The sequence below is a fragment of the Roseibium sp. RP-7 genome (assembly GCF_053005225.1).
The window spans coordinates 209,317-226,422 of record NZ_JBRKQA010000004.1; the positions used below are offsets into that span (position 1 = coordinate 209,317).

The window sequence follows — 17,106 nt, forward strand, 5'->3', positions numbered from 1 at the left end:
GACCGCTGCCTTACGGCATCAGCGTTGCCACGGGATCGACACCTGCAAACAAGGGGTGCGCGACTGCCAGGACAATGTAGAGCACAAGCCCTGCCGTTGCCCTGATCAGGATTGCTTGCCAGTTGACCGGCACCAATCTAGACGAATGCTTCATGTCGGCTAGCAGGCAATTCCAGGTATTGCCCATTTCCCTTTGTTTGCGCCGATCGATCAGTTTCATGCCCGCCAGAGAGAAAACCGCAAACGTTCCAAACAGGATGACGTGTGCCAGATCTCCGTTCGGAACAACATGCGCCACTGACCACAGAAACGCAGCCACCAGGATCGGGTGACGGGTCAGGCCGACGATGCCTGGACGCTCGGGATCGAACCGGTTGCTGTGCCGCCCGCCGAAGGAGAACGGGTTTGGTGCACCGATCCCGAAGGCGAGGATCAGACAGACGGGCAGCATCATCAATACGGGTACATAGGTCTGCCAGGTCTCCCAAGGCCAAAGCGCAACGTATGGCGCATCACGGGCTGCCACAATCAACCACCACAGGATCCCCAGCGAAAGCAGCGAATAGCAGAGTGAAAACCCGCGCGGTGAGAGGAAGGCGACCAGAAGCGGACGAATCGGCGGCCTGACCAGAACCATGTGGGAGGCGAAGAAGACCAGGAAGGCCGCGATAAAATTGAGCCAGTTGAGGCTGAGCATGGCAGGGGCGCTCTCTACAGGAACACGTTTCCGGAACCTCGCAGCTCCGTCGATATACATGACTCTTATAGTCATGAATCCAATCCGACTTGACGATGGTCAAGACACTTGCGGACCCGTCTTGGGATCATGAGCCAAGGGCCCTTCGGCCTGTTTCATCTTCAGCTGCATTTGCCGGCCTGCCGGCAGAAACACCCTGAAAGGCAAGCTCATGATGGCAACTCATCGTTTTGGGGCATTGGGCAGCCCTACCCGGATCCCGACAGTGTTGACCGCCGGGTTCAGGTTCTTTTTCCTGTCCGCAGGCATTTTTTCGGTATTTGCCATGCTCGCCTGGACAGTCTGGCTCGGTGTGCACGCCGCCGGAGGCACCTTTATCTCCACACCCATGGCCATGGCACCGCACCTCTGGCACGCGCATGAAATGGTTTTTGGCTATACGGCCGCCGTGATTGCAGGGTTCTTCGTGACAGCGGTGCCCAACTGGACCGGAACGAAGGAAGCCGGTTCGCTGTTTGTCATTGCCAGTGGCACGGTCTGGCTTGCGGGACGGTTTGCGATCTGGTTTTCCAACAGCATCGACCCGGTGATCGTTGCCGCGGTGGACCTTGCCTTTGTCCCGGTCCTCTCCACCGCCGTACTCGGGCGCCTTGCTCGCAAATCCCAGGCCCGCAACATGGTGTTTCTGGCCCTGCTGACGGCTCTCCTCACCGGCAATCTGATGATGCATCTGGAGTGGGTCGGCTGGACCGACGACACCGCCCAGGCCGGCGTTCGGATGGGAATATTCACCAGTACGGCCATGATCGCGATTATCGGTGGCCGGGTCGTGCCGGCGTTCACGCGCAACGCCCTGCTTCGGGCGGGCTATCAAGGGTCCCTGCCCGTGTCACGTGTCTGGCTGGACCGGGCAGGTATCCTGCTTGTGCTGCTGACAGCTCTCGCATTCCTGCCGTTTGTGCCTGAGGTGTTGCGTGGTGGGCTTTGCCTGGCGGCCGGGCTGGTCACGCTATTACGTCTTGCCGGCTGGCAAGGCTGGGCGGCGCGAAGGGAACCGATCCTCTGGATCCTGCATGTCGCCTATCTGCTGCTTGGGTCCGGATACCTGGTTTACGGTGTGACTTTACTGACCGGCGAATACTCCGAAACGGCTGCCCTGCATCTGCTTGCTGCCGGAGCAATCGGCAGCATGACACTTGCAATGATGACGCGCGCCTCGCTCGGTCACGCGGGTTTGCCGTTGAAGGTGTCTAGGCCTATCGTGCTCGCCTATGTGCTTCTGATCGCCGCCGCGCTGGTGCGAAGTTTCGGGCTCAGCGCCCTCGGCTATTTCGAAACCATGCTGCTGTCGGGCAGTTTGTGGATCGTGGCCTTCGCTTTGTATGTCGGGGTCTATTTCCCGATCCTGACGACGCCTCGAATACGAAAATAACAATATTTATCAAGGCGCTCGCCACAGGTGAGCGCCTTTTTTTCATCTCCTGAAAAATCAATTTCGACACGCTTGACTATCGTCAAGAAGTTCCAGGCCATGAAGGCCGACAACTAGCCCCAAGAGAAAACACACGACTTCTTGGAGCGCGTCTCGTGGGTCATCCCCGTCACATTTTTCTGTTCGCCTTCCTGAGCATCGCTGTTGCCCTGGGTCTGGTGGGAATCGCACCGGTCAAGGCAGATGAAGCGCTGGTCCAGCATTACCTCGACAAGGTAGCACCGGGCGAACTCGTGCCGGGGGCCGAAACTTTCGGCCCGCTGAAGAACGATGTTCCGGTCGTGCCTGCCCTGAAAGGCAAAGACACGCTCGGCTGGGTTTACCTGACTTCGGATTTCGTCTCCACAACGGGCTATTCCGGCAAACCGATCCACACTCTTGTCGGGGTCGACAAGGACGCCGTCATCACGGGTGTCCGACTGGTCAAACACTCCGAACCGATTGTCCTGATCGGAATTCCGGACAAGAAAATCCGTGCGGTCACGGAAGGATATGCAGGTCTCGACCTGAAGTCGGAAGCTGCCAGTGGTGGCTCGGCACACGATCTCGACATCATATCCGGCGCGACCGTGACCATCATGGTCATCGACGATTCCATTATCCGTTCGGGCCTGAAGGTTGCACGGACCCTGGGTCTGGGTGGTCTTGCTTCCGAAGTTGCGGAGAGTGGCCCGCAAAGGGAAGTCGATCCCGGCAAGAAAGACATCAGTGACTGGATGACGTTGACCGGTGATGGCTCGGTACGGCGCCTCTCCCTGGATGTTGCGCAGATCAACGAATCCTTTGTGAGCCAGGGCGACAAACGTGCGGTCGACAGGCCTGAAAAAGGCCCGGAAACCGACACTTTCATCGACCTCTATCTCGCTCTTGCAGATGTACCTTCAATCGGCCTGTCGCTGTTGGGTGAAGCGGAATATGCCAACCTGATGGCACGGCTGAACGACGGCGACCATGCCATTCTTGTGGCCGGCCGGGGACGCTATTCCTTCAAGGGGTCGGGCTATGTGCGGGGCGGGATTTTCGACCGGATCCAGCTCATCCAGGACGATGTCTCGGTTCGTTTCCATGACCGCCAGCACAACCGCGTCGGAACCATCGCCGCGGAAGGTGCCCCGGCCTTTTCCGAAATGGACCTCTTCATCATTCCGGCAGACTCAGGTTTCGATCCTGCCAAGGAATTCCGGCTGCAGCTGCTCGTGCAGCGCCCGGTCGGGCCGATCGAAAAGGTGTTCCTGACGTTCGACCTCGGCTACCGCCTGCCCGACAGTTATCTGAAGACCGTTGCACCAGCCGCAGCGCCTGCCGCAGCATCGGGTCAATCCAGCGGAGCCGTCGCGGAAAAGGACACAGGTGTCCAGGCACTGTGGAAACGGATCTGGAATGACCGCAAGACGGACGTTCTGATCCTTGGCGCTGCCATCGCCGTGCTCACGCTGGTGTTCTTCTTCCAGATGCAGGTGACCCGTAACGAGCGTTTCACCTTCTGGTTCCGCATCGGCTTCCTCACCTTCACGCTGGTCTGGCTCGGCTGGATGGAAAACGCCCAGCTGTCGGTGGTCAACGTGCTGGCCTTCTTCTCCGCCCTCACGAGCGACTTCAGCTGGGACGCCTTCCTGATGGATCCGCTGGTGTTCCTGCTGTGGTTCTCCGTGGCTGCTGCCCTTCTGTTCTGGGGACGCGGCGCCTATTGCGGCTGGCTGTGCCCCTTCGGCGCCCTGCAGGAGCTGACCAACCGTATCGCCAAGCTGTGCCGTATCCCGCAGATCGAAGTGCCGTGGGGTCTGCATGAGCGCCTGTGGCCGGTGAAATACATCATCTTCCTGGGTCTGTTCGGACTGTCGCTCTATTCACTCGATGTGGCCGAACACTATGCCGAGGTTGAACCCTTCAAGACGGCCATCATCCTGAAGTTCCAGCGCGCCTGGCCCTTCGTCCTGTTCGCGGTGGCCCTGCTGGCAGCCGGCCTGTTCATCGAGCGGTTCTACTGCCGGTATCTGTGCCCGCTCGGCGCGGCCCTCGCGATCCCGGCACGGCTGCGGATGTTCGACTGGCTGAAGCGGTACCGCGAGTGCGGCAACCCCTGCAACCGCTGCGCCAAGGAGTGCATGGTCCAGGCCATCCATCCCGAAGGCCACATCAATCCCAACGAGTGCCTGAACTGCCTGCATTGCCAGGTTCTGTATCAGCACGACCAGAAATGTCCCGTTTGCATCAAGAAGCTCGCGAAAAGACGGCGGTTCGAGGTGCAGACCGGTCTCGTCAAGCCGGACACAAAAGCCAAGGCGGAAACGCCGGTGCCGGCCAAATAACCTTCAAAAGGCAACCTAAGGAGATCAGCCATGAAGGACACTCAAGAACAGCGCGGCGTATCCCGCCGGGATCTGTTGGGCGGATCAGCCAAGACCGCCATTGTCGCCGGAATGGGCGCAGTCGCCCTCAGCGGTGCAGACCTTGCATATGCGCAGGGAGACGGACAGAAGTTCGAACTCGCACCGGGTGAACTCGACGAATATTACGGCTTCTGGTCGTCCGGCCAAAGCGGCGAGTTGCGCATTCTCGGTTTCCCGTCCATGCGCGAACTGATGCGTGTTCCGGTATTCAACCGCTGCTCGGCAACCGGCTGGGGCCAGACCAACGAGTCCCTCAAGATCCTGACGGAAGGTCTGCTGCCGGAAACCAAGGCGTATCTCGCGGCACAGGGCAAGGTCACCTATGACAACGGCGACCTGCACCATCCGCATATGTCCTTCACCGACGGCACCTACGACGGTCGTTACATCTTCGCCAACGACAAGGCGAACACGCGCGTGGCCCGCATCGATTGCACCACGATGAAGTGCGACAAGATCATCGAGATCCCGAACGCACACGACATCCACGGCATGCGACCGCAGAAATATCCGCGCACGGGCTATGTCTTTGCCAATGGCGAGCATGAAGCCCCACTGGTCAACGACGGCAAGATTCTTGACGATCCTTCCCAGTATTCCTGCCTGTTCACCGCCATCGACGGTGACGAGATGAAGGTCGCCTGGCAGGTGATCGTATCGGGCAACCTCGATAACTGCGACGCCGACTACCAGGGCAAATACGCCTTTTCGACCAGCTACAACTCGGAAATGGGCATGAACCTTGCCGAAATGACCGAGAGCGAACTGGACCATTGCGTCGTCTTCAACATTAAGGCGATCGAGGAAGCCGTCGCTGCGGGCAACTACCGGGAACTCAACGGTGTGCCGATCGTCGACGGCCGGAAAGAAGCCAATTCCCAGTTCACCCGCTATATCCCGGTTCCGAACAGCCCGCACGGCTGCAACGCGGCACCGGACAAGAAGCACATCGTCATCAATGGCAAGCTGTCGCCCACCTGCACGGTGATCGACGTGACCAAGGTCGACGCGCTCTTCTCTGACAATGCCGATCCACGCTCGGCTGTTGTCGCCGAACCTCAGCTCGGCCTTGGCCCGCTCCACACGGCTTTCGACGGCAAGGGCAACGCATTCACGACCCTGTTCCTCGACAGCCAGATCGTGAAATGGAACGTCGACAAGGCCATCCGCGCCTATGCGGGCGAAGAAGTCGATCCGATCATCTCGAAGGTCGATGTGCATTATCAGCCGGGCCACAACTCCACGTCCATGGGTGAAACCGCGGAAGCGGACGGCAAATGGCTGATCTCGATGAACAAGTTCTCCAAGGACCGGTTCCTGAACGTCGGTCCGCTGAAACCGGAGAACGAACAGCTCATCGACATTTCCACCGACGACATGAAGGTGGTTCACGACGGGCCGACGTTCGCCGAGCCGCATGACAGCATCATCGTGCATGCGTCGAAGCTGAATCCGGCAACTGTCTGGGATCGCAACCATCCCTGGTTTGACGATGCCAAGAAACAGGCTGCCGCCGACGGCGTCGAGCTGGAATATGCCGCGGATGTCATCCGCGACGGCAACAAGGTGCGTGTCTACATGCACTCGGTCGCGCCGACATTCAGCCTCGAGAAGTTCACGGTAAAGCAGGGCGACGAAGTCACCATCTACGTCACCAACATCGATGATATCGATGACCTGACCCATGGCTTCTGCCTGTCCAACTATGGCATCGCCATGGAAGTTGGTCCGCAGGCGACCGCGTCGGTCACCTTTGTTGCCGAACGCCCGGGCGTCCATTGGTACTATTGCCAGTGGTTCTGCCATGCGCTGCACATGGAAATGCGCGGCCGGATGTTCGTGGAACCGAGGAACGCCTAAGCCATGCACCGCGCCTTTTTCAGATCACTGGCCCTTTCCACCGCTGCTGTGGCGAGCCTGACCGTCTGCGGTCCGCTACAGGCGGAAGAATGGCAGGTACCAGCCGAAAAGGGCGCCTTGCAGCAGGTTCTTCAACAAGCGCAGGCCGGGGACATTCTCCGGCTTGCACCCGGCAAGCATGAGGGCCCAGTGGTTCTCGACAAACCCTTGACGCTGAGTGGAGCGGGCAAGGCGGGTATTGCCGGAAATGGCACCGGCAGCGTCGTCACCATCAACGCACCGGACAGTGTCGTGGAAGGGCTGGAACTGACCGGCTCCGGCCTCTCGCAGGAAACGCTGGATGCAGGCGTCAAGCTGTCCAAGACCGCGCATCGCGCCATCGTGCGTGACAACCGGATCCTCGACAACCTGACAGGTGTCGATGTTCATGGTGCGCGCAACGCAACTGTGTCCAACAATCTCATCGAAGGCCGCCAGGACCTGCGCATGAACGAGCGCGGCAACGGTATCTACGTCTGGAACGCGCCTGATCTTCTGGCGGAATACAACACGATCCGGTACGGCCGCGACGGCATCTTCGTCAACACCAGTCCCAAGGACACCTTCCGCAACAACCGGTTCGAAGACCTGCGTTTTGCCGTTCATTACATGCACGGCAACAATGGTGTCATCGAGAACAACGTTTCCGAAGGCAACGACATCGGCTACGCGCTGATGTTTTCCGACCGGCTGGAGGTACGCAACAATGTCTCGATCGGCGACCGCAATCACGGCCTCATGCTCAACTACGCCAATCACGCCGAGATTTCCGGCAACCAGGTCGAAGGCGGCGGCGAGAAGTGTCTGTTCATGTACAACGCTAACAAGAACACGGTGACAGACAACAGCTTCGAAGGCTGCCCCATCGGTGTTCACTTCACGGCGGGTTCTGCAAATAACGCCTTCAAGGGCAATGCCTTCATCGCCAACAAGACCCAGGTGAAATACGTCGGCAGCCGCCAGCTTGACTGGAGCACGGACGGGCGCGGCAACTACTGGAGCGACCACCCGGCCTTCGACATGAACGGCGACGGCATTGCCGACACCGCCTACCGGCCAAATGACATGGTCGACCAGGTTCTCTGGACCCAGCCTTCCGCCAAGCTTTTGGTCGGCAGTCCGGCTGTTCAGCTGCTGCGGTGGACCCAATCTCAATTTCCGGCGCTGCTGCCAGGCGGCATCGTCGATAACGCCCCACTGATGCATCCGCCGGTGCGGGCGACACCGAATTCGGGAGTTCAAGGATGACCGAAACGTCCCTTTCTGCACCGACCCTCCGCGTGGACGGCGTCTGCAAGACCTTTTCCGGGCACAAGGCCGTCGATGACGTGTCTTTTTCGCTGAACGCAGGTGAACGGGTTGCCATGCTCGGGCACAACGGCGCCGGCAAGACCACACTGTTCAAGATCGTGCTCGGGTTCCTGAAGCGCGACCATGGAGACGTCGCCGTCATGGGAGCTGCCCCCGGCAGTCACGATGCCCGTGTCGGCACGGCCTATCTGCCGGAATCGGTCGCCTTTCCCGCCTCGCTCACCGGCAAGGAAGTGCTGACCTTCTACGCGAGACTGAAAGGCGAAAGCCCGGCCAGGGCCTTGCCGCTGCTCGAAAGGGTTGGCCTGGCGGAGGCTGCAAAACGGCGGGTCGGCACCTATTCCAAGGGCATGCGTCAACGCCTTGGTCTTGCCCAGGCTCTTGTCGGGAGACCTCGGTTGATCCTGCTCGACGAACCGACGACAGGCCTTGATCCTATCTCCCGGCAGACGGTCTATGAACTGATCGGTGAAATCGCCGGTCAGGGAACGACGGTGCTGCTGTCGTCTCACGCCCTCACCGAACTGGAGGCCCGGACAGACCGGATCCTGATCCTGTCGAAAGGCCGGCTCGTCGCGGACGATGTGCTGAGCCGCCTGCGCGCCCAGGCCGGGCTGCCGATCAGGCTGAAGGTCTGGACCAGGCCCGAAGATCTTGCCCATGTCTCCGAAAGCCTCGGCGGCGGGCAGATGAACGGACGTTCGGTCGAATTCAACTGCAACGCGGACGACAAGGTCAAAGCCCTTTCGGCAATCAGCGCACTCGGCAACCTGGTTGAGGATGTCGATGTGCACGCGCCAAGCCTCGACGACGTTTACCGGTATTTTTCCTGCACCGCTGGCAAGGAGGCCTGAACCATGTTCTCCAGAATCCTCACCGTAGCAGGACAAGAAATCCGAATTGGTATCCGCAACAGGTGGATCCTGCTTGCAGCGATGATCCTCGCCGTGTTCTCGCTGGCGCTCGCCCTGCTCGGCTCGGCACCCGCCGGAACGCTCGGCGTCGACCGCCTGACCATTACCGTTGCCTCTCTGGCCAGTCTGTCGGTCTATCTCGTGCCGCTCATCGCCCTGCTGCTCGCATTCGATGCCATCTGCGGCGAGATCGAGCGTGGCACACTGCTGATGACGCTGTCCTGCCCGATCTCCCGTGTCGAATTCCTGATCGGCAAGGCCGTCGGCCACACACTGGTTCTGGCGTTCGCACTGGTTGTCGGCTACGGCCTGACCGCCGGGTTGCTTGTGGCAGCGGGTTTCGGCTCCCTCTCGGGCCTTGCGGATTTTGCGCGTCTGATCGCAACCTCGATCCTGCTCGGCGTCTGCTTTCTCGCCACGGGCTACGTTCTGAGTTCACTGACACGCCAGTCGCGCACTGCGGCGGCGGCTTCAGTTGCCGTGTGGCTTATGCTGGTCGTCCTGTATGACCTTGCGCTGCTTGGCGCGCTGGTCGCAAACCCAAGCGGTGTCTTCGCGTCCGACGTCTTCCCCTACGCCATCCTGCTCAATCCGGCCGACGCCTTCCGTCTGTTCAACCTGGCCGCCCTCGGCGCAAGCGATCTGGTGGGCGGCATGGCCGGGGTGGCAGACACGCTGCCTTTCGACCCCTTGCTTGCCCTTGGCTCCCTGACCGCATTTGCCGGCCTGGCCATGGCTGGCTCCGCTCTTCTGATAAAAAGGATTGCGCCATGAAACGCGCGCTCATTTCGATATTCATGCTCGGGGTCCTGGCTGCCTGCCAGGAAGAGGTTCAGATTGCCAAACCCGATGCCGTGCATCTGACACCGGAAGCAGCTGGTCACTACTGCCAGATGACCGTTCTGGAACATGACGGCCCCAAGGCGCAGATCCATCTGGCAGGAAATCCCAATCCGCTCTGGTTCACACAGGTCCGCGATGCGGTTGCCTTCCTGCGTTCTCCCGAAGAGCCAAAGGATATTGCTGCCGTTTATGTCAATGACATGGAGCGCGCAGAAAGCTGGACCCAGCCGGGTACCGACAACTGGATCGATCTGGATGGGGCCTGGTTCGTCATCGGCAGCGACGTGGCAGGCGGCATGGGCGCCCCGGAAGCAATTCCCTTTGGTACGCAGGCCGGAGCGGACGCCTTCGCACGGGACAACATGGGCCGCGTCGTCCGCGCCGAAGACATCCCGACCGACTACGTTCTGGGAGCCGTCGATGTGTCCGCTGCCACCTCGGTCCCCATGTCTGTAAAACACGGGGCTGCGCAATGACACATGCAACCATCAATCAACCACCCATGAACCGCAGGCGTTTCCTGCGGATCTGCGCCGCCGGTGTTACTGGTCTTGCTTTGCCGGCGGGTGCCGCAATGGCAGGTGGACAGGCCCAATTGTACCGCTGGCGCGGCATTGCGCTCGGGGCTGGGGCCGAGATCGATATCCTGCATGAAAGCGCAAGCGAAGCGAAACGCCTGTTCACCAAGGTGGAAGCGGAAATCCGCAGGCTGGAAGCGATCTTCAGTCTCTACCAACCGGACAGCGAGCTGGTCCGGCTGAATGCCAACGGACGGCTTTCGGCACCTTCTCTGGAAATGGTCGATCTGCTCGGCCTGTGCGACAGGCTACACGCCGCGACTGAAGGAGCCTTCGACCCGACCATTCAACCTTTGTGGGCCTATTACGCCAGGCAGGCGTCCGGCGACACCGGAGAAGATCTTGCAACTGCCCGAAGCCGCACAGGCTTCAGACACGTCGTTTATGACCCGGGCGAGATCCGCTTTGCGCAAAAAGGCATGTCCATGTCCTTCAACGGCATTGCCCAAGGCTACATCACGGACAGGGTGACGGCCCTGCTAGCCGCGAAGGGATGCACGAACATGGTGGTCGACCTCGGTGAGATCGTCACCAGAGGCGGGCCGGATGAAGAACTTGCTCTCAACGCAGGCGCTCACCGTGGTTGGCCAGTGACCTTGCAGCCGGTGGCCGAACGCGCAGAGGCGAATACCAGGATCAGATTGACGAACGCCGCAGTCGCCAGTTCCGCGCGGCTCGGAACGACCTTCGATCAAGCCGGCCGGCGCTCCCACATCATTGATCCGCGAACCGGCCTGCCGGTTGCGGGTGCAGTAGATGGCGCCAGCGTCATAGCACCGGCCGCAGCTCTTGCCGATGGCCTGTCCACAGCTGCATTGGTACTTGAAGAGAACCGCCTTGGCAGAGCCCTTACCGACTTTACGGCAACCAGCGCCTTCGTGGTGCGCCGCGATGGTTCGACAGGGTGGCTGAGGGCTTGAGGAAAGCGTCTTTCAGCGGATTACGGCGCGCAGGGCGGTCGAGGTAACGATCGCCCAGAAGCCCGTTCTGAAGATCAATGCCACGAGAGTGCGCGTTTCATGAGGCCCACCCTGGGACACATACACAAGGAATGCACATAAGACGACCGCGGTCCCGATCAGAATCGCGATGGCCATCCAGCGAGCCCACCCTCTGGCAAACCAGAGCCCGATGCCGGTCATTACATATGCAAAGCCCGCCAGAAAATTGAACCACAGGACAAACGAGACGACGTTGCCAGCCAGTCTGGATAGCTGATCGCCACCAAAGAGAACCGTTCCACCGCTCACAACTGTCATGACACCGAAAACAGCGGCGGCGGCACCAGCCATGCGCAGGCCAGTTCCTCGACGCAGGTCCCTTTGTATCAACATGGTCCGTTTCCCGTTTACGAGGGTGTCAATCTGCCGGTGGCAGTTTTCCATCTGCTTCGTCCATCAGTCGCCGCACCCACTTTGCTGCAAGCCATGTGGCCGGGATGCCGAGTGGCAAGCTGATCCAGATCGACACGATCGGCGACAGGGCCGGCAAGCCGATGGCCTGCCCCATCAGGCTGAGCATGAAGAGGTTGATGGCAACGGCAGCGGCCGTGAACGGATAAAGCACGATCGCAAGTTTGCGCACCGGCCAGCCGGTTTCGATCCGGGTCACGCCGCCAGTTCCTTCCGATTGGCGCTCTCCAGAGCGCAGGCAATGAGTTTGGGTACGAAAGGCGCCTCGATCAGCGGAGCAAGGCGCAGTCCCTCGAACCCGGCCTTGTCGAGAGCTTCCGGAATGTCCTGGGTCACATGGTGCCCGTTTCCGGCGAACAGGGGTAACAAGACCGTTCTCATGCCGCAACTTGTAGCCGTTTGTTCCAGGAAGGGTGCTTCTTCCAGGAAGCCCAGTCGGATCGGTCTTTCCGGCAACCATTCGGCAAGACCAGCCGCAAAGCGGAGGGTGCTTTGCGCGGTCGACCGGCAGGTTGCCGACCCATGGGCTGCCAGCAGCAGTTCGTAGCCGGACGCATTCCAGTGAGTTCTTTCAGCCGTCATTTCCAGAAAATGCGCCGTCAACCGTGGCAACTCGGGATGGATGCCGAGGGCAGGCAGCTGCCGGGCGCCCGTCCCTTTCAGCCTGCCTGTCAGAGCGGTCTGCGTGAACCAGCCTTCGGCCATGAAAACCGGAAAAACAAGCGGTTCAGGCCCGGCAAGGCCCAGAGTCCGTTCAAGAGCGCCAGGCGCGGCCAGCGTGGTCGAGCGGATGGACCATTCGGGCAGGAATTCGCGGACCTGCTGCGCAAGTGCGCGCAAATACGCTTCACCTGCCTGCGGGTGCGACGGCTGGCCGTGCGAGACGAGGATCGCCTCAATGGCTCGTTCCTTCCGAAAAGGTGATCTTGTTCCAGACATTGTACTTCCCCGAAGGTTTTCGCATGGGCAGGCGCCGGATTTCTTCCAGCGTACTGGCGTCGTAGACAATCACCGCACCGTCGTCCTCCCAGACCGAGACAAGGGCATAGCGGCCATCTTTCGTGAATTCGACATGGGCAACCGTCGCGCCTTCGACGGGCTTCAAGGTCTTGACGATTTCCAGGCTTTCCTTGTCGATCACATGAATTTCGTCCTTGTTCGGACCGAAGAAGACATCGGCCCAGAAATAGGGCGTGTTCTCGTGACTGCGCAGGAAGAAGCCGGGACCGTCGGTCTTGATTGTCGCGATCTGCTTCCAGGTTTCGGTGTCGATGACCGACAGCTTGCCTTCTTTCAGATGCGGGGTCGCCATGACCCTGCGGCCATCCCGCTCCCAGCTGATACCGGACCCGAGATGCGGCATACCTTCCAGCGGCAGTTCAGCGATTTCACGTCCGACATTCAGGTTGACCACGACACCGCGCGCGCCGTCGCGCGACGCTCCGACGAGATGCCGGTATTCATCATCGAAAAAGAAATCGTCAAGCGGTTCCGCCGTCAGGATCCGGCGGCGGGCGAAGAGACCGACGGACGAAGGCAAAGCTTCGACCATTCCTTTTTCCCGGCTGTGCACGAAGCCTTCGTAGACCGGGTCGGCTTCCGGATCGGTCGCTACTTCCCAGATTTCCGGAGCATCCTTCAAGGCAAGGATGAAGCTCTTGCGGTTGGGAGCCTGATAGACCGCCGAAACGCGACTGGCCGTGCCGTCCTTGGCCGTCACATCCATCACGGTTGCGACCGAAAGGTCCTCGGTCGACAGGATCGTCAGCGTCATCGGCAGATAGTTGGCAACCGCCAGCCACTTGCCGTCATGGCTCATGGCAATGTTGCGGCTGTTGAGCCCTGCCCGCACCCGGCCGACTTCCTGAAGCGCGTAGAGATCGTATTTCTGGACCCAGCCGTCGCGCGACATGATGAAGACATAGCGCCCGTCCGGCGAGAATTTCGGCCCGCCATGGACCGCAAACGGCGTTGCGAACCTGTCGAGTGTCTCGAAGGTATCGCCGTCAAGAACACTCACGTGATGATCACCTGTTTCGACGACAAGGGTGATGTTCATCGGATCGGACTGCCAGACCGGTTTTTCGACCGGCTGATAGTCCTCATTGATCACCTGGCTGGCGGCAATATCCGTTTCGGTCCAGTCCGGAACGTCACTCAGTGGCTCCTTCAGGAAAGCGGCCAGGGCCTCGATCTGATCGGCACCTAGAATATCGGCGAATGCCGGCATCTGCGTCGCCTTGCGGCCGTCTCGAATGACAGCATCCAGATCCGGTCCGCGCATGCGGCCGAGGGTCTCCGGGATCAGTGCCGGTCCGACACCACCAAGACGGCCTGCTCCATGGCAGTCCTGGCAGTTGTCTGCGTAGTCCTGTGCGGGGCCTGCAACCGAAAGCGAGGTCATCAGAAGGAGTGCGCTAAGCGAAGCGGTGAGCCGGATCATGGCGTTTTCCTCGGAACGGGGTCACGGCCAGGCGCTCGCCGCCAGGGCCGGCAAGCCCGATTTCGTCGTCATTGAGATAACAGGCAGGGTCTTCGGCCCAGGGGTCGCCAGTCAGTTGCAGTGCGCGGATACGGGTATTGCCGCCGCACACGTCCTTGAAGGCACAGGCACCGCAGCGCCCCTTGAGCGGTCTTGGCCTTGTTCTGAGCCGGGCCAGCATGGGGTCCTCACCGGTCCAGAGTTCGGAAAACGGAACGGATTTCACGCTGCCGATGGTGTAGTCGGACCAGTAGGTATCCGGATGCACGTTGCCGAGGGTGTCGATGTTGGCGACACCGAGACCGGAGGAATTGCCTCCCCAGGCCGCGAGATGACCGCGCACATGGGCTGCCGTTTCCGGACCAAAGATCCGCTGTACCCATTCCAGAAAGTAAACCGCGTCGGCATCATTGTTGCCGGTTACGATATCGAGTGGCCGGCCACCGCTGACACCTTGCCATGCGCGGTCCATCAGAATGTCCATTGCCCATCTGGAGCGCTTGTGCTCGGCATCTTCGCCGCGGTGCTTGTCGCCCCTGCCGGCATAGACGAGATGGGACAGATAGAACTTGTCGACACCTTCATCGTCGCACAGGCGCAGAAGATCCGGCAGGCTCTCGTGATTGCCCTCGGTCAGAGTAAAGCGCAATCCGACCTTGATGCCGCGTGACTTGCATTCGCGAACGCCCCGCAGGGCAGATTGGAAAGCTCCCTCGACGCCACGAAACCAGTCGTTCGTGGACCCGATCCCGTCAATGGAAATGCCCACATAATCGAAACCGATCTCGGCCACCTTGTCGGCAGTCTCGCCGTGCAGCCTGGTGCCGTTGGTCGACAGAGCCAGCATGCGCACAAGGCTTCTGGCGCGCCCGGCAATCTCAAAGAGGTCTTTCCGGTCCAGCGGTTCGCCCCCGGACAGGATCAAGGCGGGAATGCCGAAGTGTCCAAGATCCTCCAGGGTCGCCATGGCCTGGTCGTGGGTCAACTCGCCTGGAAAATCGACGTCTGCCGACACGGTGTAGCAATGCCGGCATTTCAGGTTACAGCGCCGGGTCAGGTTCCAGATCACCACCGGTTTGACCGCACCGGTGCCGCGGCGTGTCCTGACAGGTGTCGGCTCCACGAGCTGGTGCATGTATTCCGAGAGGCGGAACATCGTTCAGCCCTCCTTGCCGCGAAGGCGCATGCCGGTCTTTTTCAGGATGCGCGTTGAAAACAGGATGTCGCCGGCACGGCAGGCCTTGCCCAGCAGACTGGAAATCTCCACCCGCTTTGCAATCACTTCCTCGCGGGTTTCTCCATGAACCATGGCAAAGAGATTGTAAGGCCAGTCGGGCAGCGCCCGCGGACGGCGGTAACAATGCGTGACGAACGGCAAGGCACCGACCTTTTTGCCGAGACTGTCGACCACTGCGTCATCGACATCCCAGACGGTCATGCCATTCGCGGTCATGCCGAGCCGGTAATGATTTGGGGCAGCCCCGATCCGCCGGATGACACCTTGCGCCTTCAGCTGCTTCAAGCGGTCGATCAGCTCCGCTTCGCTCAGTCCCAGGCTTTCCGCAACGACGGCAAAGGGTCTGGTGACCAGAGGCAATCCGGCCTGTGTGGCTTCGACGATCGTTCGGTCCTGTGGGGTCAAGGTCATGCGTTCACCCGAAAGCCTATGAAAAACTCGCGTTCCTTCGGAAACAGCAGCACCGGCAAGCCTGTGTCGCGTTCGATTGCTTCGGCAGTTGCCGAAATTGCGGCCTGACTTTCCGTTGCCAGGACGAACCACATGTTGAGCTTGTGGTCCCGTTCATAGTTATGGGCGACTTCGGGGTAAGCATTGACTTTGGTTAAGACGTCTTCGAAACGCGCTGGCGGTACCGCGATGGCGCAAAGGCAAAAGGCACCGCCAAGGGCTTCCGCATCGAAGAAGGGTCCGAACCGCGTCAGCAGGCCGTCGTCGCGCAAGGTCCGGATGTGCCCGGCAACCTCTTCTTCACTCAGGCCCAGTTCCTGCGCCAATTCCTGAAAGGGATGCGGAACCAGTGGCAGATCGTCCTGCAGACGATTGATCAAGGTCCGCTCGAGAGGAGACAGTTCCCGGGTCATGCCGCAACTCCCTGGCGAGAGATCAGCGCCCCGGTCTGCTTGAAGCAACGGGTGGAAAAGAGGACGTCATGCCTGACGCCCGCCACTTCCGGCAGGCGCGATGCCTGGATGAGAACATCCAGCGCCTGCGACCGGCTCCGGCCGTGGATCATGCAGTAAAGCCGATAGGGCCAGACGCCTGCAACGGGCCGGCGTTCGTAACACAGGGTCACCCCCGGATGCGCGGCAAGCGCCGGGCCCGCCGAGGCGATCCTTTCCGGTTCGATATCCCAGACAACCATGGCGTTCGCGCGCCAGCCAAGGGCGCGGTGACGTACAATCACGCCGAAGCGGGAAATGATACCGGCTTCAAGTAGCTCGCCTATTCGTTCCAGAACGTCCTCTTCCGTTCGGCCGAGGTGTTCCGCAATTCGCAGGTAGGGACGCTGTATGATCGGTAGTCCCGTGGTCAGAGCCTGCAGGAGGTCATCGTCTCCCTCCTGCAGTCGCTCCAACCGGACCGGCCGGGGCACTGGTGGCCGGCCCAGGCCGCCGTTCAAGCTGAAGCCTAGGTCTATATTGAACGGACGGATGATCGGGAGATCCAGTACGGCAAGCTGAGTCTGCTCCCGTATGGTGTCCAGAACCCCGTTGACATGCTCCCGGTCCGGGCCGGTGGCAACGAACCAGAGGTTCCGGTAATTCTCCCGTAGGTAGGAATGATTTATGCCCGGCTGAGCACCGACGATCCCGGCAACAGCCTCGATGCGATCATGTGGCACCGACATTGCCGCCAATGTGCTTGCCGAAACCGTGTTGGGTGCACAGGTGGCACCAACACGGGTGATCCGGCCGGTCGCAGCCATATCGTGCAGCCGCCCGATAACGTCACTTTCAGAGCAGTTCGTTCCGGCTGCAATGATTTCGAAAGGTCTTGGCACCAACGGGAAGTCCCGTTGCCAGTTGTCGAGCAGGGTCAGGTCAATGGGATCGATGAGGCTTGTCATGG

General features: G+C 60.4%; 17 protein-coding genes. 8 read left to right on the forward strand and 9 right to left on the reverse strand.

All coding sequences use genetic code 11. The annotated features are described in order from the left end of the window. Positions 1-10 precede the first annotated feature (10 nt). On the reverse strand, positions 11-772 hold the full coding sequence (locus ACVDG9_RS27245) for an NnrU family protein (RefSeq protein ID WP_447239492.1): 762 nt from the start codon (positions 770-772) through the stop codon (positions 11-13). Between the two features lie 139 nt (positions 773-911). Here ACVDG9_RS27245 and ACVDG9_RS27250 point away from each other — a divergent pair, with 139 nt between their 5' ends. From ACVDG9_RS27250 to ACVDG9_RS27285, 8 genes are all read left to right on the forward strand, one after another. Then, positions 912-2,129 carry an NnrS family protein gene (locus tag ACVDG9_RS27250; protein WP_447239609.1) on the forward strand — a complete coding sequence of 406 codons (1,218 nt, stop codon included), beginning with the start codon at positions 912-914 and terminating at the stop codon, positions 2,127-2,129. A gap of 155 nt (positions 2,130-2,284) precedes the next feature. Beyond that, positions 2,285-4,498, forward strand: a complete 2,214-nt coding sequence (locus ACVDG9_RS27255) for a 4Fe-4S binding protein (RefSeq protein ID WP_447239493.1) — start codon at positions 2,285-2,287, stop codon at positions 4,496-4,498. A gap of 30 nt (positions 4,499-4,528) precedes the next feature. After that, positions 4,529-6,439: a TAT-dependent nitrous-oxide reductase gene (nosZ, locus tag ACVDG9_RS27260; protein ID WP_055660829.1), complete on the forward strand. Its 1,911-nt coding sequence runs from the start codon at positions 4,529-4,531 to the stop codon at positions 6,437-6,439. Between the two features lie 3 nt (positions 6,440-6,442). Next, positions 6,443-7,726: a nitrous oxide reductase family maturation protein NosD gene (locus ACVDG9_RS27265; protein WP_447239494.1), complete on the forward strand. Its 1,284-nt coding sequence runs from the start codon at positions 6,443-6,445 to the stop codon at positions 7,724-7,726. Next, a complete protein-coding gene (locus tag ACVDG9_RS27270) occupies positions 7,723-8,643 on the forward strand; it encodes an ABC transporter ATP-binding protein (protein WP_447239495.1) in 921 nt (306 codons plus the stop codon). Before ACVDG9_RS27265 ends, ACVDG9_RS27270 begins: the two co-directional genes overlap by 4 nt. Positions 8,644-8,646: 3 nt before the next feature. After that, positions 8,647-9,477 (forward strand): ABC transporter permease, encoded by an 831-nt coding sequence (locus ACVDG9_RS27275; protein WP_447239496.1) that lies wholly within the window; start codon positions 8,647-8,649, stop codon positions 9,475-9,477. Further along, a complete protein-coding gene (locus tag ACVDG9_RS27280) occupies positions 9,474-10,022 on the forward strand; it encodes a nitrous oxide reductase accessory protein NosL (protein WP_447239497.1) in 549 nt (182 codons plus the stop codon). Before ACVDG9_RS27275 ends, ACVDG9_RS27280 begins: the two co-directional genes overlap by 4 nt. Continuing rightward, complete coding sequence (locus tag ACVDG9_RS27285) at positions 10,019-11,044, forward strand: FAD:protein FMN transferase (protein WP_447239498.1); 1,026 nt, start codon at positions 10,019-10,021, stop codon at positions 11,042-11,044. The genes ACVDG9_RS27280 and ACVDG9_RS27285 overlap by 4 nt, the downstream gene beginning before the upstream one ends. A gap of 12 nt (positions 11,045-11,056) precedes the next feature. On the opposite strand, the gene ACVDG9_RS27290 is transcribed toward ACVDG9_RS27285, so the two are convergent. From ACVDG9_RS27290 to ahbB (ACVDG9_RS27325), 8 genes are read right to left on the reverse strand one after another with little or no spacing between them, the layout of a single operon-like run. Beyond that, on the reverse strand, positions 11,057-11,458 hold the full coding sequence (locus ACVDG9_RS27290; protein ID WP_228873121.1) for a hypothetical protein: 402 nt from the start codon (positions 11,456-11,458) through the stop codon (positions 11,057-11,059). A gap of 25 nt (positions 11,459-11,483) precedes the next feature. Further along, positions 11,484-11,735 carry a hypothetical protein gene (locus ACVDG9_RS27295; protein ID WP_023001466.1) on the reverse strand — a complete coding sequence of 84 codons (252 nt, stop codon included), beginning with the start codon at positions 11,733-11,735 and terminating at the stop codon, positions 11,484-11,486. Further along, complete coding sequence (locus tag ACVDG9_RS27300; protein ID WP_447239499.1) at positions 11,732-12,475, reverse strand: CbiX/SirB N-terminal domain-containing protein; 744 nt, start codon at positions 12,473-12,475, stop codon at positions 11,732-11,734. Before ACVDG9_RS27300 ends, ACVDG9_RS27295 begins: the two co-directional genes overlap by 4 nt. Further along, on the reverse strand, positions 12,432-13,979 hold the full coding sequence (locus tag ACVDG9_RS27305; protein WP_447239500.1) for a cytochrome D1 domain-containing protein: 1,548 nt from the start codon (positions 13,977-13,979) through the stop codon (positions 12,432-12,434). The genes ACVDG9_RS27300 and ACVDG9_RS27305 overlap by 44 nt, the downstream gene beginning before the upstream one ends. Next, positions 13,954-15,174, reverse strand: a complete 1,221-nt coding sequence (nirJ, locus tag ACVDG9_RS27310) for a heme d1 biosynthesis radical SAM protein NirJ (protein WP_447239501.1) — start codon at positions 15,172-15,174, stop codon at positions 13,954-13,956. Before nirJ ends, ACVDG9_RS27305 begins: the two co-directional genes overlap by 26 nt. A gap of 3 nt (positions 15,175-15,177) precedes the next feature. Continuing rightward, on the reverse strand, positions 15,178-15,666 hold the full coding sequence (gene ahbB, locus ACVDG9_RS27315) for a siroheme decarboxylase subunit beta (protein WP_447239502.1): 489 nt from the start codon (positions 15,664-15,666) through the stop codon (positions 15,178-15,180). Continuing rightward, entirely contained in the window at positions 15,663-16,118 is a 456-nt protein-coding gene (locus ACVDG9_RS27320; protein WP_447239503.1) for an Lrp/AsnC family transcriptional regulator, read from the reverse strand. Before ACVDG9_RS27320 ends, ahbB (ACVDG9_RS27315) begins: the two co-directional genes overlap by 4 nt. Continuing rightward, positions 16,115-17,104: a siroheme decarboxylase subunit beta gene (gene ahbB, locus ACVDG9_RS27325; protein ID WP_447239505.1), complete on the reverse strand. Its 990-nt coding sequence runs from the start codon at positions 17,102-17,104 to the stop codon at positions 16,115-16,117. The genes ACVDG9_RS27320 and ahbB (ACVDG9_RS27325) overlap by 4 nt, the downstream gene beginning before the upstream one ends. Positions 17,105-17,106: the final 2 nt, after the last annotated feature.